Here is a 26531-nt window from a genome sequence, read left to right on the forward strand (position 1 = left end):
AGCGCGGGATCACGCCCGCGGAGCTTGCTGCGATCGCCGACTTCCTCCGCTGGCCCTGCCACTATTTCGGGGCCACCGTGCTCATCCCTGTCGATCTTCATCAACGTGCGCCCTCAGTGGTCGGCCGGGCAAGGAGGCAGGCAAGCCCGAGCGTGAGGTCTCAGCGCTGCCGGCAGCCGAAAGGGCCCTTGATCTCGAGCGGGTACTCATCGAGAGAACGGAACGCAGACATGACGTCACCTGACACCGACGAACTGGGACCGGTCGACTACGTCGTGGTCGAGTTCCCGCCGGCCACCTCGCACTTCACCGGCGAGATGGCCGAAGAGCTCGACAAGCTGGTCACCTCGGGGACCATCCGGATCCTGGACCTGATCATCCTGACGAAGGGGGCAGACGGCGAGATCGACGTCATGGAGGTCGATGCCCCGGACAGCGTCGGCGAACTGCGCGCCGCGGAGGCGCAGCTGGCCGGCCTGCTCGCGGAAGAGGACGTGGTCAACCTGGCCACAGCCATGGAGCCCGGCACGACAGCCGGAGTGCTGGTCTGGGAGAACGTGTGGGCGGGGCCCTTCGCCTCCGCCGCCCGCCGCGCGGGAGGCCAGCTCATCGCCAACGGACGCATTCCGATCCAGGCCATCCTGGCCTCGATCGAAGCCGACGAAGAAGGAGCATGAGATGCCTCTCGGACCCATGCGCAGAGGACGCCGCGGGGTCATCGACCGCCCCGTCGTTCGCACAGCGGCTGTCGTGGGCACTGCGGCTGTCGTCGCCCACGGGGTCGGTCGCCGCAGTGACCGGCGTGAGGACCGCCGGGATGACCGTGAAGACCGCCGGGAGGACCGCCGGGACCGGCGCTGATCCGAGCCTGTGGCCGCGGTCGCCAGGTCGAACTGGGCTGGGGGGGGCGGGGGCGTCGTGCTCGACCGCGACGCCCGCCATCTGGTTGCGCTGCGGACCGTTCGGCCAGGGCGAGCGACCTGAGCACGCGCTGCTCTGCGTGCCGCAGTCGTCTCCCGCGGAACAGGTCGGCCGGCGCGAGTGACCCGAGCATCGCAGAGAGGGTCCTCCGTGCCGATCATCCACCAGCCGGGCCTGCGCAGCGGAGGCCGATGTTGCCGGTGGAGGAGTCGGGCGTGTTGGGCATCCGGGCGGAGACCCGGTAGCGGCGGCAGTACGAGGCGTGGCAGAGGTAGGAGCCGCCACGAAGGGCGCGCGCGGTGCCGGTCGGTGGGCCGGTCGGGTCCTCGCGGGGGCCTGTGGCGTGCCAGACGGGGTGGAACCAGTCGGCTGTCCACTCCCAGACGTTGCCGGTCATGTTGTGGAGGCCGTAGCCGTTCGGGGGGAAGGCGTCCACGGGGCAGGTGCCGAGATAGCCGTCCTCAAGGGTGTTGTGGTCGGGGAAGGAGCCGTTCCACACGTTCATCCGGTGCCGGCCACCTGGACGGAGTTCCTCGCCCCAGGGGAAGGGCTGCTGTTCGAGCCCGCCGCGGGCGGCGTACTCCCATTCGGCTTCGGTGGGCAGTCTTCCGCCGGCCCAGGTGCAGTATGCGAGCGCGTCGTTCCAGGAGACGTGCACCACCGGGTGTTCCGCGCGCCCGTCGAGATCGGAATCGGGGCCGTACGGGTGCCGCCAGTCGGCGCCGAGCACCTCGCGCCACCACGGAGCGGCGGCGACCTCCCGGGTGGGCGGGAAGTCGTCGGGCAGCAGGCCGCCGAAGACGAACGAAGCCCCGTAGCGCTCGGCATCGGTGACATGGCCAGTAGCAGCCACGAACGAGGCGAAGCTGGCGTTGCTGACGCAGTGCGGATCGATAGCGAAAGGGCTGACCCGGACCCGTCGCACCGGACCCTCGCCGTCCGCAGGGTAGGCGAGCGCCTCATCGCTGCCCATGCGGAACCAGCCGCCGTCCAGCCGGATCGCCCGCGGGCCGGTGGGGGCCGCGCCGGACCGCTCGGGCGGCCGTTTCGAGAGCACCGACGGCCCTGTCTCGCCAGGCACCCCGGTACGGGGCCGGGGGTGCAGCAGGAGGGTGCTTCTCGCGTCATGTGTGCGGCCTCTCTGCCTCCTCGTGGCCGTGGGAAGGCTGACCGCAGCTTGCCGCACCTGAGGGACCGCCGGCGAAACCGAATGGCTGTGTCTCCGGCAGAGTCGCTCGGTAGATGTAGCCCCAGGTGCGACAACCGTTACAGGTCGTCTCGATGGAGGGTGAGCGGCTACCCGGCCGCAGAAGCCCTCTAGAGCGCCATGACCAGCCTGCCTGAGCCGACTCCGTCCGAACCACCCCATGACGAGGCCGTCGACCGCGTGGTCAGCAAGCGGGCGACCCACTTCGTCAGGAGCGACAGGTTCGAGACCATCTGGACCGATGCCAACCGCGCCGCGCACAACGCGGTCGTGCACGCGCTCACCGGCCACGGCGGGGCGCAGTGCAGGTCAGCGGCGGCACCGTCACATTGGACGTCGGCACCACCGTGGAGACGGTCAAGCAGGACCTCGATGACACCGGCCTCGCACCGGTGGAGCAGATCCCCACAGTCAACAAACAGACGGTGCACTTCAAGTCCGACAAGCAGGAAAAGATCCCGGGCACGGCACACGCGCTCGACGTCCTCGGCAACCGGCTGACCGTCCTCACGGTGGTGCTGGGCGCGATCGGCATGCTGCTCGCCCGTCGGCGCCGCCGCGCGCTGGTGACCACGGCGCTGGGCGCGGCCTACGCCAGCCTTGTACTCGTCATCGGGCTGGTCATCGCCCGCCACTACTACCTCGACCGCCTGCCCGCGCAAGTGCAGTCGCCGCATGCCGCCGCAGCCCGGGCCCACCGACCACGGTGACGGGAAGCAGCCGTCGCCAGAAGCGGCCACGCAGGCCCTCTCGATAAGCGGGGTGCTGCTGAAGCAGGCGAACTCGCCTCTACGGCATGCGCATTGGGGCGGCGCCCGCGATCGTTCGTCCGACCATGTGATGGTTTCGCATGCTGGTCTGACGGCTTGACAGACCCATCGCACGCCCCAGTCCGCACCAGCGGCCGGGCCTCGCCTGCACGCAACCCTCCGCCGCAGTCGTCTCCGGGCGGAACCCAAGGGAGCGGGCATCGGCGGTCCGGAGGTGCTGCCTGGCCTCCGCCGTGGCAGCCTGGATATGGAGTCTCCGACCAGGTCGCCCAATCCGGCGACGAGGTTTGTCTCGAAGGAGCCCGAACATGGCCAGCAACGTCAGCGGAGCGCGTGGCCAGACTTCCCCAAGGCGGTTCGCAACCGGCTGGACCTTCTTCGCCGCAGTTCTGATGATCTTCGGCGGCGCCATGGCGATATTCCAGGGAATCGCCGCCGTCGCAAAGGACGATCTCGTCGTCGTCACCCGCAACTACGCCTTCCAGATGAACACCACCGGCTGGGGCTGGATCCACCTCATCCTGGGCATCCTCATCGTCCTGGCGGGTATCGCCCTCTTCGGCGGCGCCCTGTGGGCGCGCATCATCGGCATCGCCCTCGCCGGGCTCGGCATGCTCGCCAACTTCCTGTGGCTGCCCTACTACCCGTTCTGGGCCATCGTCCTGATCGCCATCGACATCTTCGTCATCTGGGCACTCTGCGCCGGAACAACCAGAACAACCGAACAGGACTGATCCGCCGCCGACCCGCTACACGCGAGACCGGCAGCGCAGCACTGACCGAGAGCGCGCCTCTTTCAAGGAGCCCGGCACCCCTGAGGAGAAACGAGGATCTCGCCCGAGCCGGGCCCTGCCCGGAACGCGCACGGAACCCGGACGACGGTTCGCTCGGAGCCGATCGGCAGAGGAGCAGGGCATGGCGAAGGACTTCAGGGGGAAGATCTCCCTCGACATCCACGACTCGGAGCCGGACTGGGAGCCGTTCCTGGCGCCGAAGGCAGCCGAGGGCGCCCCGAACGTGCTGGTGATCGCCTGGGACGACGTGGGCTACGCGACAATGGACTGCTTCGGCGGCCCGGTGAGAACGCCGACGATGTCGCGCATCGCGGACATGGGCGTGCGCTACTCGAACTTTCACACCACGGCGCTCTGCTCCCCTTCCAGGGCCTCGCTGCTGACCGGCCGCAATGCGACGTCGAACGGCATGGCCACCATCGCCGAGTTCAGTGCCGGCTTCCCCGGGATCTCCACCCGCATCCCGTTCGAGAACGGGTTCATCTCCGAGGTCCTGGCCGAGCGCGGCTACAACACGTACTGCGTCGGCAAGTGGCACCTCACCCCTGGTGAGGAGACCAGCATGGCGGCGTTCAAGGGGCGTTGGCCTCTGGGGCGCGGCTTCGAGCGGTTCTACGGCTTCCTCGGCGGCGAGTCGAGCTGCTGGTATCCGGACCTGGTGCATGACAACCACCAGGTCGAACCGCCGGCCACTCCCGACGAGGGCTACCACATCGCCAAGGATCTGTCGGACAAGGCCATCGAGTTCATCCGTGACGCCAAGGTCGTCGAGCCCGACAAGCCGTTCTTCATGTACCTGTCGCTGGACGCGGCCCATGCACCGCACCACGTCTTCAAGGAATGGGCCGACGCCTACAAGGGTGTGTTCGACGAGGGCTACGAGGCGATCCGGCCGGAGATCCTCCGGCGTCAGAAGGAGATCGGCCTGCTGCCCGAGGACACCGAGCTGTCCGCGATCAATCCCCATGGTGAGCCGGACGTGACCGGGCCGGACGGGCAGCCGTGGCCGAGGCTGGACACCGTCCGCCCCTGGGACACACTCAGCGACGACGAGAAGCGGCTGTTCATCCGGATGGCCGAGGTCTTCGCCGGCTACGTCTCCTACAGCGACGACCAGCTCGGCCGGGTGATCGACTTCCTGGAGGCGGCCGGAGAGCTCGACAACACGATCATCGTGGCCGTCTCGGACAACGGCGGCAGCGGCGAGGGCGGACCTGACGGAACGTTCAACGAATGGCGGTTCTTCAACGGCCTGCCCACACCGACCGAACTGTCCCTGGAACACATCGACGAGCTCGGCAGCCCTGTCTCCTACAACCACTACCCGACCGGCTGGGCCTGGGCGTTCGACACCCCGTTCCCGTACTGGAAGCGCTGGGCCGGTTACGAGGGCGGCGTGGCCGACATGTGCCTGGTCGCCTGGCCGGCCAAGATCCAACCGCAACGTGAAGTCCGCCAGCAGTACGTCCACGCGGTCGACGTCGTCCCCACGCTCTACGACCTGCTGGACGTGGATCCGCCCGAGGTGCTCAAGGGGTACCCGCAGAACCCGATCGAGGGCGAGAGCTTCGCGGCCTCGCTCACCGACCCCGCCGCGCCGGGAAAGCAGACCCAGTTCTACGCGATGCTGGGACAGCGATCGATCTACCACGACGGGTGGCTGGCCTGCACCGTGCACCCGCCGCTGAGCGGCTGGGGCGGCTTCGCACACGACCAGTGGGAGCTCTACAACCTCACCAAGGACCGCGCGCAGTCCACGGACGTTGCGGCACTGGAGCCGGAGCAGCTCGAGACGCTCAAGAGCCTGTGGTACTACTACGCCGGCATCTACAACGGGCTGCCGCTTGACGACCGCACCGCGCTGGAACAGGCGCTCGCCGAGCGCCCGCACGGAACCCCGCCGCGCGAACGCTACGTCTACTACCCCGACTGCGCCTCGGTGCCCGAACAGTCCGGCGTCGTGATCAGCGGCCGGTCGTACACCATCGCCGCCGGAGTCGACATCGAGTCGGCCGACGCCGAGGGCGTCGTCTACGCCCACGGCGGCATCGCCGGCGGGCACAGCCTCTACATCAAGAACCAGCGCCTGCACTACGCGTTCAACTGGGTGGGCACCCACCTGCAACACGTGGCATCCGACCGTGAGATCAATCCGGGCAGGCACGTGCTCACGGCCGAGTTCACCGCGAGCGGGCGCAACACCGATCCCGCGATGCCAGGTGCGGCCGGAACGCTCACCCTCTACGTCGACGACCAGCAGGTCGGCAGCGGTGCCATCGTCACCCAGCCCGGCTACTTCTGCGTCGTCGGGGACGGGATCTGCGTGGGCCGCGACGACGCCTCGCCCGTCACACCCGACTATCAGGCACCGTTCCGCTTCACCGGGGGCACGATCGACAAGGTCGTCGTCGACGTCTCCGGCGAGCGTTTCATCGACCACGAGGCACAGGTCCGCGGCTGGTTCGCGATCGACTGACCCGTGCGGCGCCGATGTGCTGAGCCCCATGGCGGTACGAGGCTCAGCACTCGGCATCCTGCGTGACAGGCTCCCGAGGATGCCGACGGCAGACGCCCAGGTGGGACGGGGTGGAGAGGTGGCAGCGGATGGACGAGCACCACAGCCCGCGGTGGGTGTCCCCCGGCCTGCATGGACCACAAGTGGGCCAGAACATCCACGTGGAGCTCACGGACGAGCAGATCACGGAGCTGGGCAGCAGCCAACGGGGGATGCGGCGACTGCTGGAAGCGGTGCTGGCGGTCAGTCGCTGGCGGTCAGTCGGGACCTCGACCTTGAGATGGTGCTGCGTCGGATCGTGGGCACCGCCATGGAGTTGGTCGACGCGCGGTACGGCGCGTTGGGCGTACTGGCCGAGAAGGGGGACAGTCTGTCGGAGTTCATCCCCGTCGGGCTCACGGAGCACGAGCGGGCCGATCTGTCCCGCGTGGAGTTCCCGCGCGGGTGCGGGCTGCTGGGGCACCTCATCCGCCACCCCGAGCCGCTGCGGGTGGAGGAGATCGCCCGCCACCCGAAGTCGGTCGGCTTCCCGCCCGGCCACCCGCCCATGCACAGTCTTCTCGGGGTCGCCGTCAGCGTGCGCGGCCAGATCTACGGCAACCTGTACCTGTCCGACCGGCGCGACGCTCAACCGTTCGACACCCACGACGAAGCGGTCCCCATCGCCCTGGCCGGAGCGGCCGGCCTGGCCATCGAGAACGCCACTCCCGCAGAGCCACCAAGGCAAGACCAGGGGTGAGCAGCCGACCCTGGTGGCCCAAAGGCGACGCGGACGACACCAGGCCTCCGCGCGTCAAGCGACTCCCTTACGGGCGCCGGCTGGGAAGGAGAGATGTGGAATCCGTCGACGCCTGGTGCGAGGCGGTCACCGCATTGGCCCCGCACTCCGCAACGGAATCCCGGGACGACGCTGCTACCGCCAGGCCCGCCCTGCGGCGGACGGGTCTGCTTTGACCACACGCCCCGGCCGTCCACTCCCCCAGCACGTCTGGAGCCTCGTATGCCCCACCGTCTGTCGCCCAGCCGGCCTCGAACCACCTACACCGCTCTCGCGGCTCTCCTGACGGCCGTTCTGGCCACCGTGCCGATCGGTCCCGCCCATGCCTTCACCGGCGGCAACCACGAGGACATCACCAGGGCGGCACTGCCGTGGCAGCCCGTGACGCTGACCGAGATGGCCGATGCCCGCGACGGGGCGATCAACGCCAACGACCACCCCCCGTACTTCGAGGTCGGTCCCCTGCACTGCGACAACGCCGACTACCTCGAGCCCCGCTACGCCCCCGACTATCCCCGCACTCGGGACGAGGCGACCACCGAGCTCCTCGCGTGCATCCGTACCTCCGTCACCCGTTTCCGCAACGCGGTCGAGGCCGCCGACGGCCTCGTCGACGCCGACGGCAAGGTGCGCGCCGACCAGAGCGATCTGTCCTCGCACTGCACCTGGGACGAGAAACCCCAACGGGCCAAGTGCGAGGTCCTCGAACAGCTCGGTCGCGGCTGGCACCAGATCGAGGACTTCTACTCGCACTCCAACTGGACGGACCGGGCCGCCCCCGGCCCGATCGGGCTCGAAATCCCACCCGGACTGGGGCGCACCGAGGTCGCGCCGTTCCTCGACATAGGCCGCTACAGCGGCATGAAGGACGCCGACTGGACCCGGGACGCGCGCACCCTCATCCCCGTCGGCCTCACCACGGGCTGCTACACCGACGTCGATTCCACCGGTGTCAAACCCGCCGACTGCGACGGCCGCGTCTCCCACAACCGCGCGCTGAACAAGGACACCGCCGCATCAGCCCGTTCTAAGCCGGACGACAACTTCCGGCACGCCACGGCCGGAGCCACCGCCGAGATCACGCGACAGTGGAACGATTTCAAGGCCGACCTGCTCAAGACGTACCCCGATCACGGGCGCGGCGCACAGATGATCTGCGCTCTCGTCCACGACGACCCTGCCGGCGCCTGCCCTTGACGGGGGCAGAGGGAACGGCCGGACGCCGCAGTGGCAGTGAGCCCAGGGCCGGTAGGAGGCCTGACCTCCTCCAGCAAGGGCAAGCAGGGCCTGTACCGGGATTGAGCCCCGCGGCCCCCACTGCGAGCCACCGGACTGAGTGAGGGGGCCACCCAAAGGGTCCCAGGCGTCGCCGGTCGCGACATGATCAGCTATCCACGCACCAGCTGAGGCGGCCACGGCCTGCACCGAACTCGCCAAGGACGGCCCGAAGGGCGACGACGAGGCCCACCATGGCACCGCGCAGCGCCTTGAGGGCATCTGATCAGTATTCTCCGGTGCGCTCGCGGCGCATGTTCATAATCCCGCGCCAGGCGCCGGTACGGCATCAGCCAGCCGAAGGTTCGCCGTATCACCCACCTCTTCGGCAGCTACTGAAAGCTCCTCGCTGCCGGCAGTTTTGCAGCCTCGGCGTCTATGCCCAGCTCCGCCCCGCGCTGGGTGTCATTGGCCTTATAAGCCGCCGTCGGCCAGACCTTGTTCACGTTGGACGGCGTGGTGGCCACCTCGTCGAGTAGTCGTCTCCCGCCGGTTGAGTGGTGCATCGCGGCAGCCCGTGACGATGACGGCAAGGACCAGGGCGAGGGTGTCGGTGATCAGCTTGCGTTCTTTGATCTCTTTCCAGCGTCGATGCCATGGCTGGTCCCGGCCACGTGGGCCGAGGTCTTCACGCTCTGGGCATCGACCACGGCCCCGCATGGTCGGCGGATCCGGGTGCGTTCCAGGTTACGTGCCGCTGTCCGGGCGCGAAGTCAGCGCGAGATGAATCACGTCGCGCCAGTCCGGGCGCCGAGTGCGGTCCTGCTTCAGCGGGTCCGCGCCGGGCCGGTCGCGTGGCACGCGGACGCGGAGCGTGCGGACGGCGAGGGTGCAGAGGACCGGAGTCGGCAGGCTCAGCGCCTCCCCGTCGACGGCCACCGGGATCTCCGGGGCGTCGGCGTGGACGGTGACCTGGCGGGCCGTCAGCGTCGAGATCCCGGTGGCCCGCGCGCGGCGCAGCGCCGGTTCGGCGGCCTGGGCGCCTCCTTCGACGCGCACGCCGAGGACACCGAGCACGCCCTGGTCCGGCCTGGGTCGGCGGCCGAGGCTGAGTGGATCGGGCGAGGCGTACGGGTTGTTGCTGACCAGCAGCGCCTGCGGCGAATCGAGACGACGTTCTCCCGCATCCACGGTCAGCGCGCGTTACCGCCGAGGCGGACCTCGCCGCCCGGATCGCCGAGGGTTGCCTGGACATTGTCGGCGCACGCTACGAGCTGAACCAGCCAGCTGGTGCGCAAGGTGCCCTGATCAGCCGTGGCCGGTGAACTTCCGGGCGGACCCGCACCAGGTAGACTTGCAGAGTTATGCAATTTACTAGTTCTGGATATGCGGACGGGGGTTGCGGTGTGGCCGGGTTCGAGGAAGCGGCGCTGGAACGGGTCCGTGTGGCGCGGGCTCGCCTCCAGGCTGCGCAGGAGGCTGACGATGCCTTCGATGAGGCGCAGGCCGCGGAGGAGCTGGAGGACGCGCTGCGCGTGGCCCACGATCACGGCGTGGCCACCGGTGCGTGGGACACCCGATGAACCTCGGGTTGCCCTCGGCGGGTCTGGGGCGTCGGTGATGGTCAGGCGCCCCAGCGGGCAGACGGCTGTCGAGGTGCGCAAGCACGTGTGGACGGTGCCGCTGGTGCCGGGTTCCGTGCGGGCCGCGCGCGAGCGCAGCGAACGCTCTCTGGTCCTCTTCGGGCTGGAGAGCTCCTCGGCGCTCTTCGGAGCCGTGCTCTTGGTGGTCAGCGAGCTCGTGACCAACGCCGTCCGGCACGCTCAGCACTCCCCAGACGCAGAGGTCACCCTCCACATGACCGAGCACCTGCTTGTGGCCTCCGGCGGGGACCTGGAGTCGCGCCCGATAACGCCGGCCGAGCCGCCGGGCAGGGGCTGCGCACGGTGGCTGACCTGGCGCGGACGTTCGGCGGTGACGTCCGCATCGAGCCCTTCTCCGGCGGGTGCGGCAAGACGGTTGTCGTCCGCTTCATCCTTCCGGAAGGCACTCCGTGACCAACAGCAGTGGAGAGGCCGCCCAGTCGTACGAGATCACTTACCTCAGCACCCGCCCTGAGCCGGAGGTCCGCACGGCCGAGGCCGGCGAGGTCGCGGCCGTCATCGAGCACGCAGGCGAGCACGGCATGCAGGTTCTCGTCCGTCCGTGCCGCCGCCCGGTCCAGGAGCCGGGCACCAGGAAGGAAGACGAATCATGACGGACAACCTGCCCGAGAAGGACACGGCTGCGGAGCACGAGAAGTGGAAGGAGAAGGGCGTCGCGATGCGGGCCTTCTTCTACATCTTCGGCACGCACGTGTTCGCCGGGTTCATCTGGTTGCTCTTCTACGTGGGGCAGCACGCCCAGAAGTGAGACCGGGACCGGAGTGGGATCCAGGCACGCCTGGGGTGCGGGTTCGGCATGGGAGGAGAGCGGCCGTCTTCCGGTGTCAGAAGCGCGTTGAACCCGCACGAACGGAAGACGGCCGCCGCATGTGGGGTGCGGGCCCCGTAGGGCCGGCACCGTCGGGCGCTGTTCAGGTGTGGCGGCCGGCCTTGAGGTCGGCCAGGAGTTCGACCTGGCCTTCCAGGACTCCGGAGAGGATGCCGCGGGCGACCCGCAGGAGCTCGGCGATCTGGGGATGGGTCAGGCTGTAGTGGACGTTCGAGCCTTCGCGGCGGGTGACCACCAGGTTGGCCTTGCGCAGGACGGCGAGCTGCTGGGAGAGGCTCGCGGCTTCCACGCCGACCTCGGGCAGCATCTCGGCGACCGCGTGCTCGCGTTCGGACAGGAGCTCCAAGACGCGGATGCGCACCGGGTGCCCCAGCGTTTTGAAGAACTCTGCCTTCAGCTGGTACAGCGGCGTGGTCACCTGTGCACCTCTCCCCTGACTGCCCATCTCATCCACCCGGAACCGTTCTTTCGTAGGGCATCCGTTCGGCCCTCTTCACACCTTGCGACCTCCACAATTGCAGATCCCTGCAACTCGCGGGTCCTGGCGGGGTGCCTTCGTGACCTTCGACTCCCCGGAGCGGGGCCTTCGCCGGTCAGGCCTTCTTGAGGAACCCGGTCTTCAGGACCAGGCCTCCGGACGGTGGTGCTGGTCTCAGATGAGGGCGGGCGCCTCGGGCGACTGCCCGGTGGGCCAGTCGTCGGTGGTCCACTGCTCGACCGTCCCGCGACCTCCGTGGGCGGCCAGAGCGGCGGCGAGGTCGCAGTGGACGGGCACGGGCGGGCAGGTCGCATCGGGGACGAGCGAGCCGTCGGCGGGGATCGCGGCGAGCTCGAGCGGGCGTCCGCTCTCGGCGAGGCGGCGGGCTGCCTGGGCGACGGCGACCTGCCCGCCGGGCGACCAGCCCAGCAGTCCGGTCAGATCGAGGATGACCGGGCCGGTGCCACGGGCGAGCGCCCAGCCGATCGCTCCGGCAAACCGGTCGGTGGCCTCCGCGCCGAGATACCCGGCCAAGGACAACACGCCCAAGTCCTGACGGGTGGTGTAGCGCCATTCAATCGTCATCGTCAGCTCCTCGACTTCACACGGGAAGGGTGATCCAGATGGCCTTGCCACGCCCGTCCGCATCCGCCCGCACGACAGCGGTGCCGCCGAGCTCCATCGTCATCTCCACCACCATGGCCAGGCCGCTGCCCGGCGCGGTGCCGAGCGCACCGAACAGAGCGGGCTGATAGGGGTGACGGTCGTGGACGGCGAACGCAAAGGCGCCGGGTCCGCGGGCGTAGGTCACGGTGATCACCGGCGAGGACACAGCGGCGTGACGGACGGCGTTGGTGACCAACTCGGCCACGATCAGCAGCGCCGGTCCCACGCTCGGATGGCGAAGACCCACCCCGCATTCCACGAGGACCAGCTCGGTGGTCTCCCGGGCGATACGCACGGCCGAGCCCATGGCTGGCACGACCAGCACATGCCGGTAAGGCATCGCCTCGACCTGAACACTCACCGGCCCGCCCCCGAGACCGTACGGGCGAGACGGAACCCGGACACGGACTGCGGGTGCAGGCGCAGCAGGGTGTCGTGCGGGCCGTGACTCCAGCCGGGCAGGGTACGCCGGTAGTGGGCGGCCTCGTCCGGGTCGGCGATGACGTCAGCCGGCCCGTGGGCGCTGACCGTCCAGCCGGTCCCCACCGGGGTGCGGATCTCATCGACCTGGTAGGTCAGCAGTGCCCGGCCGGGGATCGTGGCGGCCTGCACGGGGGCTCGGACGACGAGGCGTCCGTACTCCATCACGTGCGCGGCGGGCCGTACAACGGCCACCTCCCGCTGGATGTAGATGAGGCGGCCCTGAGCGGAGCCTTCCAGGAGCCACAGGGCCTCGGTGCCGGAGACCTCGATCATGCGGAGGTCGGCGGGGACGCTCATCGTGCGGCCTTCCGGATGCGGTGCGGTCGGTGATGCGTACGGGGCAGCAGTCCCGCCTGCTCCAGATACTTGCGGGCCCCGGCGATCGCCTCCGGGGTGGTGGCGTACTCGCGGCCTTCGAGGCGCAGCAGCTCCAGTGCGCCGACGGCGTCCAGGGCCTGGCGCTGGCCGGGCCGGATGCCGGAGGTCATGACGGCGATGCCGCGCCGGTTCAGCTTCTCCACGGCGTCCTTGAGGACGAGGGCGCCGGTGGCGTCCAGGGTGGTCACCCGCGCCATCCGGAGGATCACCACCTTCACGTCGGCGACCTCGGAGAGCTCGAGGAGGAAGCGGTGGGCGCCCGCGAAGAAGAGCGGTCCGTCGATGCGGTAGGCCACGATGTGCTCGGCGAGCAGGGCGTGCTCTTCGTCGCTGTGCTCGCCGGGTAGGTCGGGCCGGAAGTCGACCTGTTCCATCCGCGCCTGGCTCGCCACCGCCTTCAAGGCCAGGGCCCCAGCAACGACCAGGCCGATGATCACCGCATACACGAGGTCGAGAATCAGGGTGGCAGCGGCGGTCAGGACCAGAACGACAGCATCAGAGCGGGTCGCCTTCGCCATCGCGCGCAGCGAGCCGACCTCCACCATCCGGATCGCCGTCGCCAACAGCACCCCCGCGAGCGCGGCGAGGGGGACCTTCGAGACCAGTGGGGCGGCGGCGAACACGATCACGGCGAGTACCGCGGCGTGGGTGAGTGCGGCGAGCCGGGACGAGGCGCCGCTACGGACGTTGACCGCGGTACGCGCGATGGCGGCGGTGGCCGGGACGCCGCCGAACAGCGGGGCCGCCAGGTTGGCGACGCCCTGGCCGAACAGCTCCTTGTCCGGGTCGTGCTGCTGCCCCACCGTCATGCCGTCCGCCACCGTCGCCGACAGCAAGGACTCCAGCGCGGCGAGCGCCGCGACCGCGACCGCCGGGGCCAGCAGCGAGCCGAACGCGGACACATCGAGGAAGGCCAGCGACGGGGCGGGGAGCCCGGCGGGAAGGGCCCCGATCGGGGCCGCCGCGTCGAGATGGAACAGCTGCGCGATCACGGTCGCGGCGATCACCGCGACGATCGAGAACGGGACCGTCGGCTTCCACCGCGCCCCGGCGAGCATCACCACCGCGACACCCACGGACAGGCCGATCGCCGTCCAGTTCGGGAAGGCCACGAACTCCCCGAAGGCCCGCCACGCCACCAGCAGGACCTTCTCCCCCTCCGGCTTCTCGACCCCGAGTGCGTTGGGTATCTGCTGGAGGCCGATCACGCACGCGATCCCCAGGGTGAAGCCCTCCACCACCGGCGCCGGCACGTACCGCATGTACTGCCCAGCCCGCAGGACGGCGAGACCGATCAGAAGGACACCGGCCATCAGACCCACGGTGAGGACGCCGCCGGGTCCGTACCGGGCGACGATCGGCACCAGAACCACCGTCATCGCACCGGTCGGCCCGGACACCTGGAGATTCGACCCGCCGAACAAGGCGGCGAGCGCGCCCGCGACCACGGCGGTCGCCAGCCCCGCCTCCGCACCCAAACCGGAGGAGACCCCGAACCCGAGCGCTAGGGGAAGGGCGACGATCGCCACGGTGAGGCCGGCCAACAGGTCCCGGCGAGGGCTGCGGGCCATCGCCGCGTAGTCCGCCCGGGCGGGCAGGACGGAGCGAACCCGGCCCAGCACGGCCGTCACCGCGGTGTTCACGCCCACGAGGCCGCAACCTCGGACTCGCGCAGTTCCTCCAGCAGCACGCTCTGCCCCGTCAGGACCTCGGTCAGGATCCGCCGCGCCGCCAGCATCAGCTGCGCCACGTCCCCGCCCGCCAGCTCGTAGACGACCGTCGCGCCGTCACGGGTCGATGTGACGATCCCCGATCGGCGCAAGACCGCGAGCTGCTGGGAGAGTGCCGAGGGCTCGACCTCGATCGCGGCCAACAAGTCCCGCACCGGCATCCGCCCGTCCTGCAGCAGCTCCAGAACCCTTATCCGCACCGGGTGCCCGAGCATCCGGAAGAACTCGGCCTTCGCCTGATACAGCGGAACCGGCACGGTCACGCACCCTTCTCACCACCCCGAACGGGGCAAACGCCTGGCGCTGTGCCCGCGGCTACCTACGAACACAGCACATGCAGCATCTATGAAATTGCAGACTTTTGCAATTCAACGATCCTGCGACCCACTGCCGGGATGCGGGCACTACGGGGCGACACGGGGATCACCGCCCGGCTCCACGCGCGACACTCCTGCCTGGGATGTAGCGAATTGCAGAATTTTGCAATTTGTTACTATGGCTACTCCAACGCGCGGTTGCCCGCCGGCCGGCCAGCCGGTCTACTCCAGGGCGCTCCCCGCTTCCCGACGTTTAGAAACCTGCGTGAATGAGCGACAACCTGCCTCCGTGTCCGAAGTGCTCCAGTGAGTACACCTACGAGATGAACGCTCTGGCGGTCTGCCCGGAGTGCGGCCACGAATGGGTACCTGCCGAGAGCGCTGAAGGCGACGCCGGCGCCACCGGGGAGCGGGTGGTCAAGGACGCCGTCGGCAACGTGCTGTGCGATGGCGACAGCGTGACTGTCATGAAGGCGTTGAAGGTCAAGGGCAGTCCCTCGGGCATCAAGGCGGGCACCAAGGTCCGCAACATCCGCTTGATCGACGGCGTCGACGGCCACGACATCGACTGCCGGATCGAGGGCTTCGGAGCCATGCAGCTCAAGTCGAGCGTGGTCAAGAAGGCCTGACCCGCGGACCGCGCACGCAAGATTGCCCCGGACGCCGTGCGCTTCACGGAACGGGGCGGCGGCGCGTCCGGCGCCGGTGTCGTCGGGGCCGTTCCATCGTGCGCATCGACCCCGGCCTCCACCCTCAGCACCGGCGGCAGCGACAGCAGGCAACCCCGACCAGCCAGCACCGGACCGGTCCCCTGTTCGGGTCGCGGCCACGCCGGCCTTGGTGTCGGGCTCGGTTCAGCAGCTGCCACCGCTCTCCTCGGCGGCCTCCGGCTCGTCGAAGAGACCCGCCCCGCCGCACACGCCCGTTTCGGGGAGGGCGAGTTCGACCCGTTCGGCGGCCTCGCGGTCCCCGGCGAGTGCGGCGGCGATAGAACGCACCTGCTCGTAGCCGGTCATGGCGAGGAAGGTGGGGGCGCGGCCGTAGGACTTCATGCCGACGAGGTAGACGTCCTTCTCCGGGTGGGAGAGCTCGCCCACGCCGTGCGGGTAGACGGTGCCGCAGGAGTACCGGATGATGCTCGACCACTACCAGCAGACCAAGAATCTGCTGGTGTCCTACTCGCCGAAGCGGCTCGGCTTCTTCTAGGGACACAAAGAGAGGCGCCTGACCTGGGCCGCCCCGGCCGCCCAACTGGCGGCGCCGCAGGACGAGAGCACTCCACCGATGAAGGCCGAGGAAGGATCCCCGTTGGCGGGCTCCTTCGGGTCCCTGCTCAGGAACCCAGGCTGCGTGTTCGGACGACGACCGGGGACGACCCCGCTCTGGACGGCACGGGCACGAACCGCTGGCCACTCACGAAAGGCTCCCGCCGGGACGGGCCGTCCAGAACACGGACCACACGATCACGCTCCTCCCCCGGCACTTCGCGTAGCCGCTTCTCCGAGCCGAGAACCGGCCTTGACCAGGGGCGATGCTCCTGTCGAGGCAGTGCCAGCTGGGGAGAATCCGGGGAGAATCAAGCCGCCTTGGGGAGTGTCTGGGGAGAATCGACCGCGTAAGGCGGTGTCATCGTGAAAGCTCCAGAAAGGAGTAAAGTCGCAGGTCAGCGCCCTTTAGACGTCCATCTACGCAGGTCAGCGCCCCGAGGGCGAGGACTTCTTGAAGATCTTCTCGAAGTCCAGGCGGGTGATGGCCTCGACGGTCGAGGAGCGCTGCGGCAGCTTGTACTCGGCGAGGGTGTCGAGGGTACGCGAGTCGAGCAGCTTCAGGAGGAAGCCGCTGAAGGTGCCGCAGACGGTGACGAGCCGGCCGCCGGAGTCGAAGGTGACGGTGGCGCACTCGCCGCCGATGGGGGCGATCTTCTCGCTGTCGACCCGCGGGTCGCGGCCGAGGGGGCCGGAGTAGGGGTGGGTGCCGCTCCCCGCGCCGTCGGCGTGCATGCCGCTGCGGCCGTTGGGGGCGAGGTACGGATGCTGGGCGGGGGCCTTGCCGGGCACGGGCCGGGCGGTGGCGGGGGCGCCCTCGTAGTGGTCGACGAGGCGGTGGCCGATGGCGAGGGGTATCTCCTCGGCCTGCGCGACGGGGGGGGCGCCCGCGAGGAGGGTCGCGCTCAGCGCGGCGATCAGCGCGAGCGCGCGCGCTCGTCTTCGGGGCGGATGCGTGGTCACTGCGGCTCCTCGGGTTGCTGACAGTCTGTCGCGCCGGCCGCCGACGCTAGGCCCGAGTGAGTGAGATGTACATGCAACTGCCCCGTGTTTCACGGGCAGTTCATGACGCCGAAACGATCACGGTTTGAGGCTGGAGACCACGTTGGCGGTGGCGGCGACCCCGTTGTGGATCGTGGGCGCCACGCTGGTGCCGGCGAGGAAGAAGCCGAGCAGGGCGCAGGTGAGCGCGTGGGTGACCTTGAGCCCGCCGCTGCGCAGGAAGATCACGGCCAGCACCAGCAGCAGCACCACGACAGAAATGGAAACGGCCATCGCCTTCACGTCCCTCCGTCGCCGCACCGGAATTGCGGCGTTCGGCGGACAGTGTGGCGGAATGGCCAGTCCGTCCGGGCGTATGGCGGGGCGGCCATACGGGTGGGATTTCGGTCGGGTGTCAGCCGCCGAGGCTCTCGGCGATGCTCGGGTGGCGCACCACGTCGAGCTCCGGGTCGGCGAGCAGTGCCGTGATGAGCGCCGCGTCGCCGAAGACCTCGGTGGCGCTGAGGTCCCAGTCGGTCAAGACGAGCCAACGTCCGTCGGCGGCCCACCAGGTGGCGGGGAAGCGGAACTCCGGCATGGCGTCGTAGTGGGCCGGGGCGTCGCCGAGCCGGCCACGCCACATGCCCTGCTGTCCGCCGGGAGGCGTCGCCACGACGGCTTGCGCGGCCCCGCACGGGGTGTCCGGCCCCTGCGGCCCGCTGCGGGCCAGGTGCTCGACCAGGCGGTCCAGGGAGGCGCGGTCCAGCTCCGCCGGGTCGGGCCCTTCGAGTTCGCCCGCACCCTCCACGCCCTCGAAGACCAGGTAGGACAGGGTGCCCGGCCATTCGGCCAGGCGCCGCCCGGCCCGGGCCAGCACCTCGTCCCAGCGGAGCCGTACGGGGCCGTCGTGGACGCGGTGGAGGATCCAGCAGCGGTCCTCGTAACCGCCCTCGGGCTCGTAGCCGCAGTCGGCCTCGGCCAGTGCCGTGCGCAGGCCGTCGAGGGGGTCGTCCTCGGCGGCGCGCGTCCAGGGGGTGGTCACCGGGTCTCCTTCGGCGGCAGGCAGTCCTTCCACTCCACCGTACGGTCGCACCAGCGGTTCAGCAGGACGCGGTCGTGGCCGACGGCGAGGAGGCCGGCGCCGGTCTCCGCGCGGTAGGTCTCGACGGCGGCGACGAGCGCGGCCGTGGTGGAGGCGTCGAGCATCGCGGTCATCTCGTCGCAGATCAGCCAGCGCGGGCTCAGGGTCAACGCCCGCGCCAGACAGGCGCGTTGGAGCTGGCCGTCGCTGACCTCGTGGGGGCGGCGGGTGAGCAGATCGGCGGTGAGGCCTACGGCGGGGGCGAGTTCGGCCACCCGGCTGTCGGCCTCGGCGCGGCGGCCGGTGGCGCGGAGGGGTTCGGCGATGATCTCGGCGAGGGTCAGCCGGGGGTCGGCCGCGGTGCGGGGCTGCTGGAACACGACGCCGACGGCGGTGCGGAGTTCACGCGGCGCGCGGTGGCGCCAGGCGCGGACCTCGGTGCCGTCGAGGACGAGGCGGCCCGCGTCGGGCCGGTGGAGGAGGGCGGCGACGCGGGCGAGGGTGGACTTGCCGCAGCCGCTGGGGCCGAGGAGGCCGACGGACTCGCCGGGGGCGACGGTGAGCGAGGCGCCCCGGAAGACGGGGGCGCGGCGCTCGTAGCCCGCGGTGACGGTGTCGAGTTCAAGCACGGGGGTGCTCCGGGTGGTGACAGGCCACGCCGGCGTGCGGCTCGGGGCGGGTGGCGCAGAGGTCGGTGGCCAGGGGGCAGCGCGGGGCGAAGGCGCAGCCCTCGGGCAGCGCGGAGAGCTCCGGGGGCATGCCGGGGATGGGGGTGAACGCCCGGTCGGGGAGGGCGTCGAGGAGCCCGCGCGCGTAGGGGTGGCGGGGTCCCGCGGGGCCGAAGAAGCGGTGGGCGGGGGCGGTCTCGACGATCCGGCCGGCGTACATGACGGCGACGCGGTCGGCGATGCGCGCGGCGGCGGCGAGGTCGTGGGTGATGAGGAGCAGGCCCCGGCCCTCGTCGACGTGGCGGCGCAGTTCGTCGACGGTGCGGTCGACGAGCTCCCGGTCGAGGCCGGTCGTCGGTTCGTCGGCGAGGAGGAGGCGGGCGTCGCCGATGAGCGCGAGGGCGGTGGCGGCGCGCTGGGCGAGGCCGCCGGAGAGTTCGTGCGGGTACCGGTCGAGGTGGCCGGCCGGGAAGGCGGCCCGCTCGGCGGCGTCCTCGGCGGCCTTGCGGCGCGCCCGGCGGGGCGTGCCGGTGAGGGCCCGTACGGTCTCCTCCAGCTGGGACCGCACGGTGCGGACGGGGGTGAGGTGGCCGGCGGGGCTCTGCGGTACGAGCCCGACGCGACGGCCCCGTACGGTGCGGGCCAGGGTCTTCTCGTCGGCGGCGAGCAGGTCCGTGGGCCCGGCTCCGGCCTCGCCCTCCAGCAGGGCCGTACCTGAGGTCTCGGCGTTGCCCGGGAGCAGGCCGAGGAGCGCGGAGGCGAGGACGGACTTGCCGCAGCCGCTCTCGCCGACGAGGGCGAGGCACTCCCCCGCGCCGAGGTCGAAGGCGGCGTCACTGACGGCGGCGACGCTCCGTCCGCCCCGCAGCCGGAAGCGGACGGTCAGGTCCCGGACGCTGAGGACGGCGTCCTCGGCCCGCTCCGCGGTGACCGCCGCCAGGGCGCGCAGGACCGTGGGGTCGGCGGCGTTCACAGCATGAGCTCCGATCGGCGGCGCGGGTTGAGCCGGTCGCGCCAGACGCCCGCGAGTCCCGCGATGGCGAGGGTCGGCACGATGAGGAGGAGGCCGGGGAAGAGGGTCGGCCACCAGTCTCCGGCGAGGAGCGAGGAGCGGGCGTTCTGCACGAGGTTGCCGAGGCTCGCCTGGTGGCTCGGGAGGCCGAGGCCGAGGAAGGAGAGCGCCGACTCGTGCCACATGGCGTGCGGGATCATGAGGACGGCGGCGAGCCCGGCCTGCGGCAGGACGGCGGGCAGCAGGTGCCGGACGGTGACGCGCCACCGCGAGGCGCCGCCGGAGACGGCGGCGTCCACGAAGGGCCGGGTGCGCAACGAGAGGACCTCGGAGCGGACGATCCGGGCGGTGGAGAGCCAGTGGGTGACGGCGACGGAGGCGATGACCGGCCAGACGCCCGGCCGGAAGAGGGCCACCACGAAGATCCCGAGCAGCAGGTGCGGCACGGACGAGAAGGCGTCGACGAGCCGCATCAGGCAGCGGTCGGTCCAGCCGCCGAGCGCTCCGGCGGCTGCTCCGACGGCGGTGCCGACGACGGTCGCGACGAGCGCGGCGACGAGCCCGACGAGGAGCGAGATCCGCAGCCCGTAGACGCAGCGCAGGAGCAGGTCGCGGCCGAGGTCGTCGGTGCCGAAGGGGTGGTCCCAGGACGGCGGGAGGAGCTTGCGCGAGAGGTCGACGGCCTGCTCGTCGAGCTGGACGAGCGGGGGCACGAGGAGGACGGCGAGGAGGATGACCCCGACGGTCACGGCGGAGGTCCACAGCCGCAGGCGGTGGGTGCGTCGGTCAGCCATCGAAGCCCACCCTCGGGTCGGCCAGTCCGTACAGCAGGTCGGAGAGGAGGTTGCCGAGGAGGACGGCCGCGGTCGCGAGGACGGTGAGCGCGGCGAGCAGCGGGAAGTCGACGGAGGTCGCGGCCTGCACGGTGGCGGCGGCGATGCCGGGCCAGCTGAAGACGGTCTCCACGAGCAGGGCGCCGGTGATGAGCTCGGGGACGCGGGAGCCGACGAGGGTGAGCATCGGCAGCATCCCGGAGCGCAGGGCGTGGCCGGTGAGGACGGTGCGCCGGCTGAGACCGCGGGCGCGGGCGCCGCGCACCGGATCCTCGTCGAGGGCGTCGCCGACGCCCTGGCGGACGTACAGGAAGAACCAGGGCAGCTGGGAGATCCCGAGGACGAGCGCGGGCAGCACGAGGTGGCGGGCGACCTGGTCGGCGGTGACGGTGTCGCTGGCGGTGTCGGTGAGCCCGCCGGCCGGCAGGACGCCGAGCTTCAGGGCGAAGAACCAGATGGCGAGGAGGCCGAGCCAGAAGGCGGGGGCGGCTTCCAGGGTGTACGCGGCGGAGCTGACGGCCCGGTCGAGGAGGCCGCCGCGGCGGCGGCCCGCGAGGACGCCGAGGAGGGTGCCGAGGACGATGGCGATCAGGAAGGCGGAGACGGCGAGGAGGACGGACCAGCCGAGGCGCTCGGTGATGACCTCGGCGACGGGCCGGCGCATGACCGCGGAGTCGCCGAGGTCGCCGGTGACGGCGGCGGTGAGCCACTCCCACCAGTGGGAGAGGAACGGCTGGTCGGCGCCGAGGTTGGCGCGGAGCTGGTCGAGGTTCTCCTGCGAGGCGGTGAGTCCGGCGGTGCCCGCGTAGGCCTTGACGGGGTCGAAGGGGGAGGCCGCGGCGACGGCGAACACCGCGAGGGTGACGGCGAGGAGGACGGGGACGGCGGCCAGGGCGCGCCGTCCCGTCATCCGCGCCATGGCCCCCCAGGGGAGGCGGCGCTTCACTTGCCCTTGTCCCCCGTGGACTTCGGCTTCCAGCCCTCGACGTCCCACCAGGGGCCGGAGGCGAGACCGTGGTCGTGCGGCTCGATCTGGGTGCTCAGCCCGTCCCAGCTGTCGTCGACGACGTACAGGTGGTCGATGTGGGTGAGGAAGGTGTAGCCGGGGTTCTTCACCAGTTCGCGCTGGACGGTGTCGTAGGCGGCCTTCCGCTGCGCCGGGTCGTTCGTCCGGCGGCCGTCGTCGAGGGCCTTGTCCACGGCCTTGTTGTCGTACCAGGCCATGTTGTTGAAGCCGTCGCCGGCGAGGGAGGACTTCAGGAGCAGGTACTGGTCGAAGTCGGGGTCGCCGGGCGAGCCGCCGCCGGCGAGGACGGCGTCGGTCTTCATGCGGGGCTCGATGACCTCCCAGGTGCCCGCCTGGGTCCTGATGTCGATGCCGGCCTTCTTGGCGTCGGAGGCGTAGGCGAGGGCGTGGTCCTGGCGCAGCTTGTCGCCGGAGAGGTACCAGAGCGGGAACTCGGCGCGGACGCCGTTCTTGACGCGGACGCCGTCCGGTCCGGGCTTCCAGCCGGCCTCGTCGAGGATCTTCTGCGCGCCGGCGAGATCGTGGCGGCGCTCGGTGCCCTTCGCGAACCAGGGGCTGTCGGTGGGGACGGGCCCGTAGGCGGGCTTTCCGGCCCCTTCGAGGATCTTGTCGACCATGGCCTGCCGGTCGACGGCGACGTCGAGGGCGCGGCGGACGGCGAGGTCGCCGGCGACCTTGTTGTGGGTGGGGAGGGTGACGGTGCGGTAGTCGTAGGTCTTCGCCGCGTACGTCTTCTTCGCCTTGTCCGCCGAGAAGCCCTCGGCGAGGTTGGGCGGCAGGATGGCGCCGTCGAGGTCGCCGGCGCGCAGCCGGGTCGCGCGGACGTCGTCGTCCTTGACGACGGCCATGGTGAACTTCTTCACCGCGGGCGCGCCGTCCCAGTAGGTGGGGTTGGCCTTGAAGGTGAGCTTCTCGCCCTTGGACCAGCCGGTGAGGACGTACGGTCCGGTGCCGATCGGCTTCGTGGTGAAGGCGCCGGTGTTGACGTCCTGCTTCGCGGCGACGTGCTCGGGCGCGATGGCCTGGACGGTGCGCTCGGCGAAGGGCGCGTAGGGGTACTTCAGGGTGAAGACGACGGTGTCGTCGCCGACCGCCTCGACCTTCTTGATCGCGTCGAGCTCGGTGCGGGAGGCGTTGTTCGTCTTCGGGTCGAGGATCGTCCGGTAGGTGAAGACGACGTCCTTCGCGGTGAAGGGCGCTCCGTCGCTGAAGGTGACGTCGTTGCGGAGCGTGTACGTGTACGTGAGCCCGTCCGCGGTGATGTGCGGCAGCTTCACGGCGAGGGCCGGCTTCAGCTTCATGTCGGCGTCGAAGGCGAGGAGCCCGTCGAAGATCTTGGAGTTGCCGTCCTTGCCGTAGCCGAGGAGCGGGCTGAGCGTCTCGGGCTCGTAGGCGATGCCGACTACCGCGGAATCCTTGGGGCCGCCGGAGGCCCCGGCGGTGGAGCCGGGGTTCGTGCAGGCCGCCGCGGTGAGTGCCACGGCCCCCGCGAGTATCGCGGTGGCCGTGCCGCGGATGGATCGGGCGGTCATCGTGTCCACACCCCTTTTTGGAGATCAACTGTTATTGCGAACAGCATGCAATTAAACAGCATGTAACAGGGTGTGGACACAGTGGCCCCTTACCGGGCCCCGATGACCTCCACCTGGGGCGCCGGCAGGTCCACCAGGGCGGCAATCGCGTCCTGGTGGCGGCCCGCCGAACCCAGGGCGAGCTGGTCGGACTTGGCCCGCTTGAGTGCCAGGTGGGCGGGGTGTTCCCAGGTCATGCCGATCCCGCCGTGCAGCTGGACGCACTCCTCGGCGGCGCGGACGGCCACCTTGGAGCAGTAGGCCTGGGCGACCGCCACCGTCAGCGGGGCGTCCGGGCTGTCGGTGGCAAGGGCCTCGGCGGCGGCGCGGGCCGCAGCCCTCGCGCCGACGACGTCCAGCCAGAGCTGGGCCATGCGGTGCTTGAGCGCCTGGAAGGAGCCGACGGGCCGGTTGAACTGGTGGCGCTCGCGGGTGTGCCGGACGGTCTCCTCCAGACACCACTCGGCCAGGCCCAGCTGCTCGGAGGCGAGGAGCCCGGCGCCCGCGAGCAGCCCGCGGCGGATCGCGGCGGCGGCCTCGTCCGGCCCGGCGAGCCGGGTGCCGCTCCCGGCCTCCGTGCTCACCTTCGCGAGGGGGCGGGTGAGGTCGAGCGGGGTCTGAGGCTCGACGGTCGCCTCGGCGGCCGGGACGGCGTACAGGCCGTCGGCGCGGGAGACGAGGAGGACGTCGGCGGCGACGGCGTCCGCGACGCCGACGACGGAGGACGTGGTGGGCTGCGCCGCGTACGGGTGCGCGGAGAGAGGGAGTACGAGGACGGCGACCGTACGGCCGCTCGCGAGCCCGGACAGGAGCTCGGTCGCCGGGGCGCTCTCCCCCGCGAGGGCGAGCAGCGTCTCGGTGGCCACGACCGCGCTCGTCAGGTACGGCGCCGGGGTCACCGCGCGGCCCAGCTCCTCCAGGACGACGGCGGCCTCCCGGTGGCTCGCGCCCTGCCCGCCGAGCTTCTCGGGTACGAGCAGTCCGGCGGCGCCCATGTCGCCCGCGAGCGCCTTCCAGAGGCCGGGGACGTACGGGCTTTCGGTCTCGATCCGGCCGAGCAGGTCCTGGTGTCCGGCCCGGTCGGCGAGCAGGGCGCGGACGGCGGCCCGCAGGTCCTCCTCGGTCTCGGAGTAGAGGAGGTCGAGCTGTTCCGTCTGTCCGGTCTGCTTCGTCGCTTCGGTCATCGGGCGAGGTCCTTCCATGCGACGTCCTTGTCGTTGCGGGGCTCGGAGGGCAGGCCGAGGACCCGCTCGGCGACGATGTTGAGCAGGACCTCGGTCGTGCCGCCCTCGATCGAGTTGCCCTTGGAGCGCAGGTAGCGGTAGCCGGCATCACGGCCGGTGAAGTCGACGAGGTCGGGACGGCGCATCTCCCACTCGCCGTACAGGAGGCCCTCCTCGCCGAGGAGTTCCACTTCGAGGCCGCTGATGGCCTGGTTGAGCCGGGCGAAGCCGAGCTTCATCGCGCTGCCCTCGGGGCCCGGCTGGCCCGCGACGAGCTGCTGACGGAGCCGTTCGCCGGTGAGCCGGGCCACCTCGGCGTCGACCCAGAGGTCGAGGAGGCGCCGGTGGAGGTCGTGGGTCCGCAGCTCGGGGCGTTCGCGCCAGGTCGTGGCCGCCTTCCCGATCATGCCGCCCTCGCGCGGGATGCGGGCACCGCCGATGGAGACCCGCTCGTTCATGAGGGTGGTCTGCGCGACCCGCCAGCCGTCGCCGATCTCGCCGAGGCGGTGGGCGTCGGGGATCCTGACACCGGAGAGGAAGACCTCGTTGAACTCCGCCTCGCCGGTGATCTGGCGCAGCGGCCGGACCTCCACGCCGGGGTCGGTCATGTCGCACACGAAGTAGGTGATGCCCCGGTGCTTGGGCACGTCCGGGTCGGTGCGGGCGATCAGGATGGCCCAGCGGGCGACATGGGCGCTGGAGGTCCACACCTTCTGTCCGTCGACCACCCAGTCTTCGCCGTCCCGGACCGCGCGGGTGCCGAGCGCGGCGAGGTCGGAGCCCGCCCCGGGCTCGCTGAAGAGCTGGCACCACACCTCCTCACCGACCCAAAGCGGGCGCAGGAAGCGGCGCTTGACCTCCTCGGAGCCGTAGGCGAGGAGGGTGGGGGCGGCCATGCCGAGGCCGATGCCGATGCGGCGCGGGTCGTTGTCGGGGGCGCCCGCGGCAGCGAGTTCGGTGTCGACGACGGCCTGGAGGGCGCGGGGCGCGGCGAGTCCGCCGAGGCCCACGGGGTAGTGCACCCAGGCGAGTCCGGCGTCGAACCGCGCCTTCAGGAAGTCGGTGCGGTCGGTCGTGGCGGGCGGGTTGTCCGCCAGCAACTGCCGTGTGAGGGAACGGATCTCCTCGGCGTCGGTCACGCGCGGGCTCCTTCCGGGAGGACGACCAGGCGGCCGGTGGTGGTGCCGTCGGCGACGCGCTGGACGGCGTCGGCCGCGCCCGCGAACGGGACGCGTTCGCCGATGAGCGGCTTGATGAGGCCCTTGGCGGCGTAGGCGGTCAGGGTCTCGTGGCAGCGGCCGATCGAGGCCGGGTCCTTCGCCGCGTACAAGCCCCAATGCAGGCCGAGGACCGAGTAGTTCTTCACGAGCGCGTGGTTGAGGGCGGGGGCGGGGACGGTGCCGCTCGCGAAGCCGACGATCACGATCCGGCCCTCGAAGGCGACGCACTTGGCGGACTGCTGGTAGGCCTCGCCGCCGACGGGGTCGTAGATCACGTCGGCGCCCCGGCCGCCGGTCGCGGCCTTGACGGCGGCGACGACGTCCTCGGAGCGGCGGTCGATCACCAGGTCGCAGCCGAGGGCACGGGCGACGGCCGCCTTCTCCGGTCCGCCGACGACCCCGATGACGGTGGCGCCGGCGGCCTTGCCGAGCTGGACGGCGGCGCTGCCGACGCCACCGGCGGCCGCGTGGACGAGGAGGGTCTCGCCCTCCTGGAGGGCGGCACGGCGGTGCAGGCCGAACCATCCCGTCTGATAGCCGATGTGCAGCGCGGCGGCCTCGGCGTCGTCGAGGCTCTCGGGGGCGGGGAGCAGCCCGGCGGCGTCGGCGAGCGTGTAATCGGCGAAGCCGCCGTGCGGGAGGGCTGCGGTGGTGATGACCCGGCGCCCGTCCTCCGTCTCGGCGCAGACCTCGACGCCGGGAGTGAAGGGCAGCGGGGGCCGGATCTGGTAGTGGCCGCGGCAGAGCAGCGCGTCGGGGAAGTTGACGTTCGCGGCGCGGACCCTGAGGAGGACCTGCCCGTCCGCAGGCGTGGGCGGCTCCACTTCCTCGCGGCGCATCACCACGCCCGGTTCGCCGTTCTCGTACACACGCCATGCCTGCATCCGGAAGCCTCCTCCGTACCG

The 26531-nt window shown here is 70.9% G+C and carries 28 protein-coding genes and 3 pseudogenes; 10 read left to right on the forward strand and 21 right to left on the reverse strand.

Going from position 1 to position 26531, the window contains the following annotated elements; translation table 11 throughout:
• Positions 1-230 precede the first annotated feature (230 nt).
• Positions 231-677, forward strand: a complete 447-nt coding sequence (locus tag SGA01_RS18570; RefSeq protein WP_141297595.1) for a DUF6325 family protein — start codon at positions 231-233, stop codon at positions 675-677.
• Between the two features lie 401 nt (positions 678-1078).
• Here the strand turns inward: SGA01_RS18570 and SGA01_RS18575 are convergent, their stop codons facing one another.
• Entirely contained in the window at positions 1079-2029 is a 951-nt protein-coding gene (locus SGA01_RS18575) for a formylglycine-generating enzyme family protein (protein WP_443098376.1), read from the reverse strand.
• 401 nt (positions 2030-2430) lie between these two features.
• Between SGA01_RS18575 and SGA01_RS18580 the strand changes: the two genes are divergently transcribed.
• The 5 genes from SGA01_RS18580 (at position 2431) to SGA01_RS18600 (ending at position 8182) form a co-directional block, all read left to right on the forward strand.
• Positions 2431-2838, forward strand: a complete 408-nt coding sequence (locus SGA01_RS18580; RefSeq protein WP_141297596.1) for a hypothetical protein — start codon at positions 2431-2433, stop codon at positions 2836-2838.
• A gap of 368 nt (positions 2839-3206) precedes the next feature.
• On the forward strand, positions 3207-3632 hold the full coding sequence (locus tag SGA01_RS18585; protein WP_141297597.1) for a DUF7144 family membrane protein: 426 nt from the start codon (positions 3207-3209) through the stop codon (positions 3630-3632).
• 181 nt (positions 3633-3813) lie between these two features.
• A complete protein-coding gene (locus tag SGA01_RS18590; protein ID WP_141297598.1) occupies positions 3814-6168 on the forward strand; it encodes an arylsulfatase in 2355 nt (784 codons plus the stop codon).
• Positions 6169-6490: 322 nt separating this feature from the next.
• Complete coding sequence (locus SGA01_RS18595) at positions 6491-6946, forward strand: GAF domain-containing protein (RefSeq protein ID WP_443098373.1); 456 nt, start codon at positions 6491-6493, stop codon at positions 6944-6946.
• Positions 6947-7207: 261 nt separating this feature from the next.
• Complete coding sequence (locus tag SGA01_RS18600) at positions 7208-8182, forward strand: hypothetical protein (RefSeq protein WP_141297599.1); 975 nt, start codon at positions 7208-7210, stop codon at positions 8180-8182.
• A gap of 326 nt (positions 8183-8508) precedes the next feature.
• Here SGA01_RS18600 and SGA01_RS43080 read toward each other — a convergent pair.
• Together SGA01_RS43080 and SGA01_RS18605 are read right to left on the reverse strand one after the other, a co-directional pair.
• Positions 8509-8604 (reverse strand): annotated as a pseudogene (locus SGA01_RS43080) (IS5/IS1182 family transposase); the annotation flags it as partial.
• A 343-nt stretch (positions 8605-8947) separates the two neighbouring features.
• On the reverse strand, positions 8948-9391 hold the full coding sequence (locus tag SGA01_RS18605) for a diacylglycerol kinase family protein (RefSeq protein ID WP_141297600.1): 444 nt from the start codon (positions 9389-9391) through the stop codon (positions 8948-8950).
• A 215-nt stretch (positions 9392-9606) separates the two neighbouring features.
• On the opposite strand from SGA01_RS18605, the gene SGA01_RS41105 reads away from it, so the two are divergent.
• From SGA01_RS41105 to SGA01_RS41110, 3 genes are all read left to right on the forward strand, one after another.
• Complete coding sequence (locus SGA01_RS41105) at positions 9607-9783, forward strand: hypothetical protein (protein WP_167534131.1); 177 nt, start codon at positions 9607-9609, stop codon at positions 9781-9783.
• 470 nt (positions 9784-10253) lie between these two features.
• A complete protein-coding gene (locus SGA01_RS18610; protein ID WP_141297601.1) occupies positions 10254-10457 on the forward strand; it encodes a hypothetical protein in 204 nt (67 codons plus the stop codon).
• Entirely contained in the window at positions 10454-10612 is a 159-nt protein-coding gene (locus SGA01_RS41110) for a DUF6126 family protein (RefSeq protein ID WP_157848163.1), read from the forward strand. The genes SGA01_RS18610 and SGA01_RS41110 overlap by 4 nt, the downstream gene beginning before the upstream one ends.
• Before the next feature lie 163 nt (positions 10613-10775).
• Here the strand turns inward: SGA01_RS41110 and SGA01_RS18615 are convergent, their stop codons facing one another.
• The 6 genes from SGA01_RS18615 to SGA01_RS18640 form a co-directional block, all read right to left on the reverse strand.
• Positions 10776-11111, reverse strand: coding sequence for an ArsR/SmtB family transcription factor (locus tag SGA01_RS18615; RefSeq protein ID WP_141297602.1), 336 nt, complete (start codon positions 11109-11111; stop codon positions 10776-10778).
• A 234-nt stretch (positions 11112-11345) separates the two neighbouring features.
• A complete protein-coding gene (locus SGA01_RS18620; RefSeq protein ID WP_141297603.1) occupies positions 11346-11756 on the reverse strand; it encodes an STAS domain-containing protein in 411 nt (136 codons plus the stop codon).
• A 16-nt stretch (positions 11757-11772) separates the two neighbouring features.
• The gene (locus SGA01_RS18625) at positions 11773-12198 is read right to left on the reverse strand and encodes an ATP-binding protein (protein ID WP_167534132.1); all 426 of its coding nucleotides are present in this window, start codon (positions 12196-12198) and stop codon (positions 11773-11775) included.
• Positions 12195-12617 carry a pyridoxamine 5'-phosphate oxidase family protein gene (locus SGA01_RS18630; RefSeq protein ID WP_141297604.1) on the reverse strand — a complete coding sequence of 141 codons (423 nt, stop codon included), beginning with the start codon at positions 12615-12617 and terminating at the stop codon, positions 12195-12197. The genes SGA01_RS18625 and SGA01_RS18630 overlap by 4 nt, the downstream gene beginning before the upstream one ends.
• Positions 12614-14269 carry a SulP family inorganic anion transporter gene (locus SGA01_RS18635; RefSeq protein WP_174867377.1) on the reverse strand — a complete coding sequence of 552 codons (1656 nt, stop codon included), beginning with the start codon at positions 14267-14269 and terminating at the stop codon, positions 12614-12616. The genes SGA01_RS18630 and SGA01_RS18635 overlap by 4 nt, the downstream gene beginning before the upstream one ends.
• A 68-nt stretch (positions 14270-14337) precedes the next feature.
• Entirely contained in the window at positions 14338-14685 is a 348-nt protein-coding gene (locus SGA01_RS18640; RefSeq protein ID WP_141297672.1) for an ArsR/SmtB family transcription factor, read from the reverse strand.
• 329 nt (positions 14686-15014) lie between these two features.
• Here SGA01_RS18640 and SGA01_RS18645 point away from each other — a divergent pair, with 329 nt between their 5' ends.
• Entirely contained in the window at positions 15015-15374 is a 360-nt protein-coding gene (locus SGA01_RS18645) for a zinc ribbon domain-containing protein YjdM (RefSeq protein ID WP_141297605.1), read from the forward strand.
• A gap of 225 nt (positions 15375-15599) precedes the next feature.
• On the opposite strand, the pseudogene SGA01_RS18650 reads toward SGA01_RS18645, so the two are convergent.
• The 12 genes and pseudogenes from SGA01_RS18650 to SGA01_RS18705 form a co-directional block, all read right to left on the reverse strand.
• Positions 15600-15872 (reverse strand): annotated as a pseudogene (locus tag SGA01_RS18650) (flavoprotein); the annotation flags it as partial.
• A gap of 582 nt (positions 15873-16454) precedes the next feature.
• Positions 16455-16973, reverse strand: a pseudogene (locus SGA01_RS18655) (hypothetical protein); the annotation flags it as partial.
• Positions 16974-17090: 117 nt separating this feature from the next.
• The gene (locus SGA01_RS18660; RefSeq protein ID WP_141297606.1) at positions 17091-17285 is read right to left on the reverse strand and encodes a hypothetical protein; all 195 of its coding nucleotides are present in this window, start codon (positions 17283-17285) and stop codon (positions 17091-17093) included.
• A gap of 121 nt (positions 17286-17406) precedes the next feature.
• Complete coding sequence (locus tag SGA01_RS18665; RefSeq protein ID WP_141297607.1) at positions 17407-18033, reverse strand: hypothetical protein; 627 nt, start codon at positions 18031-18033, stop codon at positions 17407-17409.
• A complete protein-coding gene (locus SGA01_RS18670; RefSeq protein WP_141297608.1) occupies positions 18030-18701 on the reverse strand; it encodes an ABC transporter ATP-binding protein in 672 nt (223 codons plus the stop codon). The genes SGA01_RS18665 and SGA01_RS18670 overlap by 4 nt, the downstream gene beginning before the upstream one ends.
• Positions 18694-19680, reverse strand: a complete 987-nt coding sequence (locus SGA01_RS18675) for an ABC transporter ATP-binding protein (protein WP_141297673.1) — start codon at positions 19678-19680, stop codon at positions 18694-18696. The genes SGA01_RS18670 and SGA01_RS18675 overlap by 8 nt, the downstream gene beginning before the upstream one ends.
• A 29-nt stretch (positions 19681-19709) precedes the next feature.
• Positions 19710-20546: an ABC transporter permease gene (locus SGA01_RS18680; RefSeq protein WP_141297609.1), complete on the reverse strand. Its 837-nt coding sequence runs from the start codon at positions 20544-20546 to the stop codon at positions 19710-19712.
• On the reverse strand, positions 20539-21531 hold the full coding sequence (locus tag SGA01_RS18685) for an ABC transporter permease (RefSeq protein ID WP_141297610.1): 993 nt from the start codon (positions 21529-21531) through the stop codon (positions 20539-20541). Before SGA01_RS18685 ends, SGA01_RS18680 begins: the two co-directional genes overlap by 8 nt.
• Entirely contained in the window at positions 21528-23144 is a 1617-nt protein-coding gene (locus SGA01_RS18690) for an ABC transporter substrate-binding protein (RefSeq protein ID WP_141297611.1), read from the reverse strand. Before SGA01_RS18690 ends, SGA01_RS18685 begins: the two co-directional genes overlap by 4 nt.
• Before the next feature lie 89 nt (positions 23145-23233).
• Entirely contained in the window at positions 23234-24367 is a 1134-nt protein-coding gene (locus tag SGA01_RS18695) for an acyl-CoA dehydrogenase family protein (protein WP_141297612.1), read from the reverse strand.
• Positions 24364-25545 carry an acyl-CoA dehydrogenase family protein gene (locus SGA01_RS18700; protein ID WP_141297613.1) on the reverse strand — a complete coding sequence of 394 codons (1182 nt, stop codon included), beginning with the start codon at positions 25543-25545 and terminating at the stop codon, positions 24364-24366. Before SGA01_RS18700 ends, SGA01_RS18695 begins: the two co-directional genes overlap by 4 nt.
• Positions 25542-26510, reverse strand: a complete 969-nt coding sequence (locus SGA01_RS18705) for an NADPH:quinone oxidoreductase family protein (protein ID WP_141297614.1) — start codon at positions 26508-26510, stop codon at positions 25542-25544. Before SGA01_RS18705 ends, SGA01_RS18700 begins: the two co-directional genes overlap by 4 nt.
• Positions 26511-26531: the final 21 nt, after the last annotated feature.

The sequence above is a fragment of the Streptomyces gardneri genome, from assembly GCF_006539185.1.
Classification (GTDB): Bacteria; Actinomycetota; Actinomycetes; order Streptomycetales; family Streptomycetaceae; genus Streptomyces; species Streptomyces gardneri.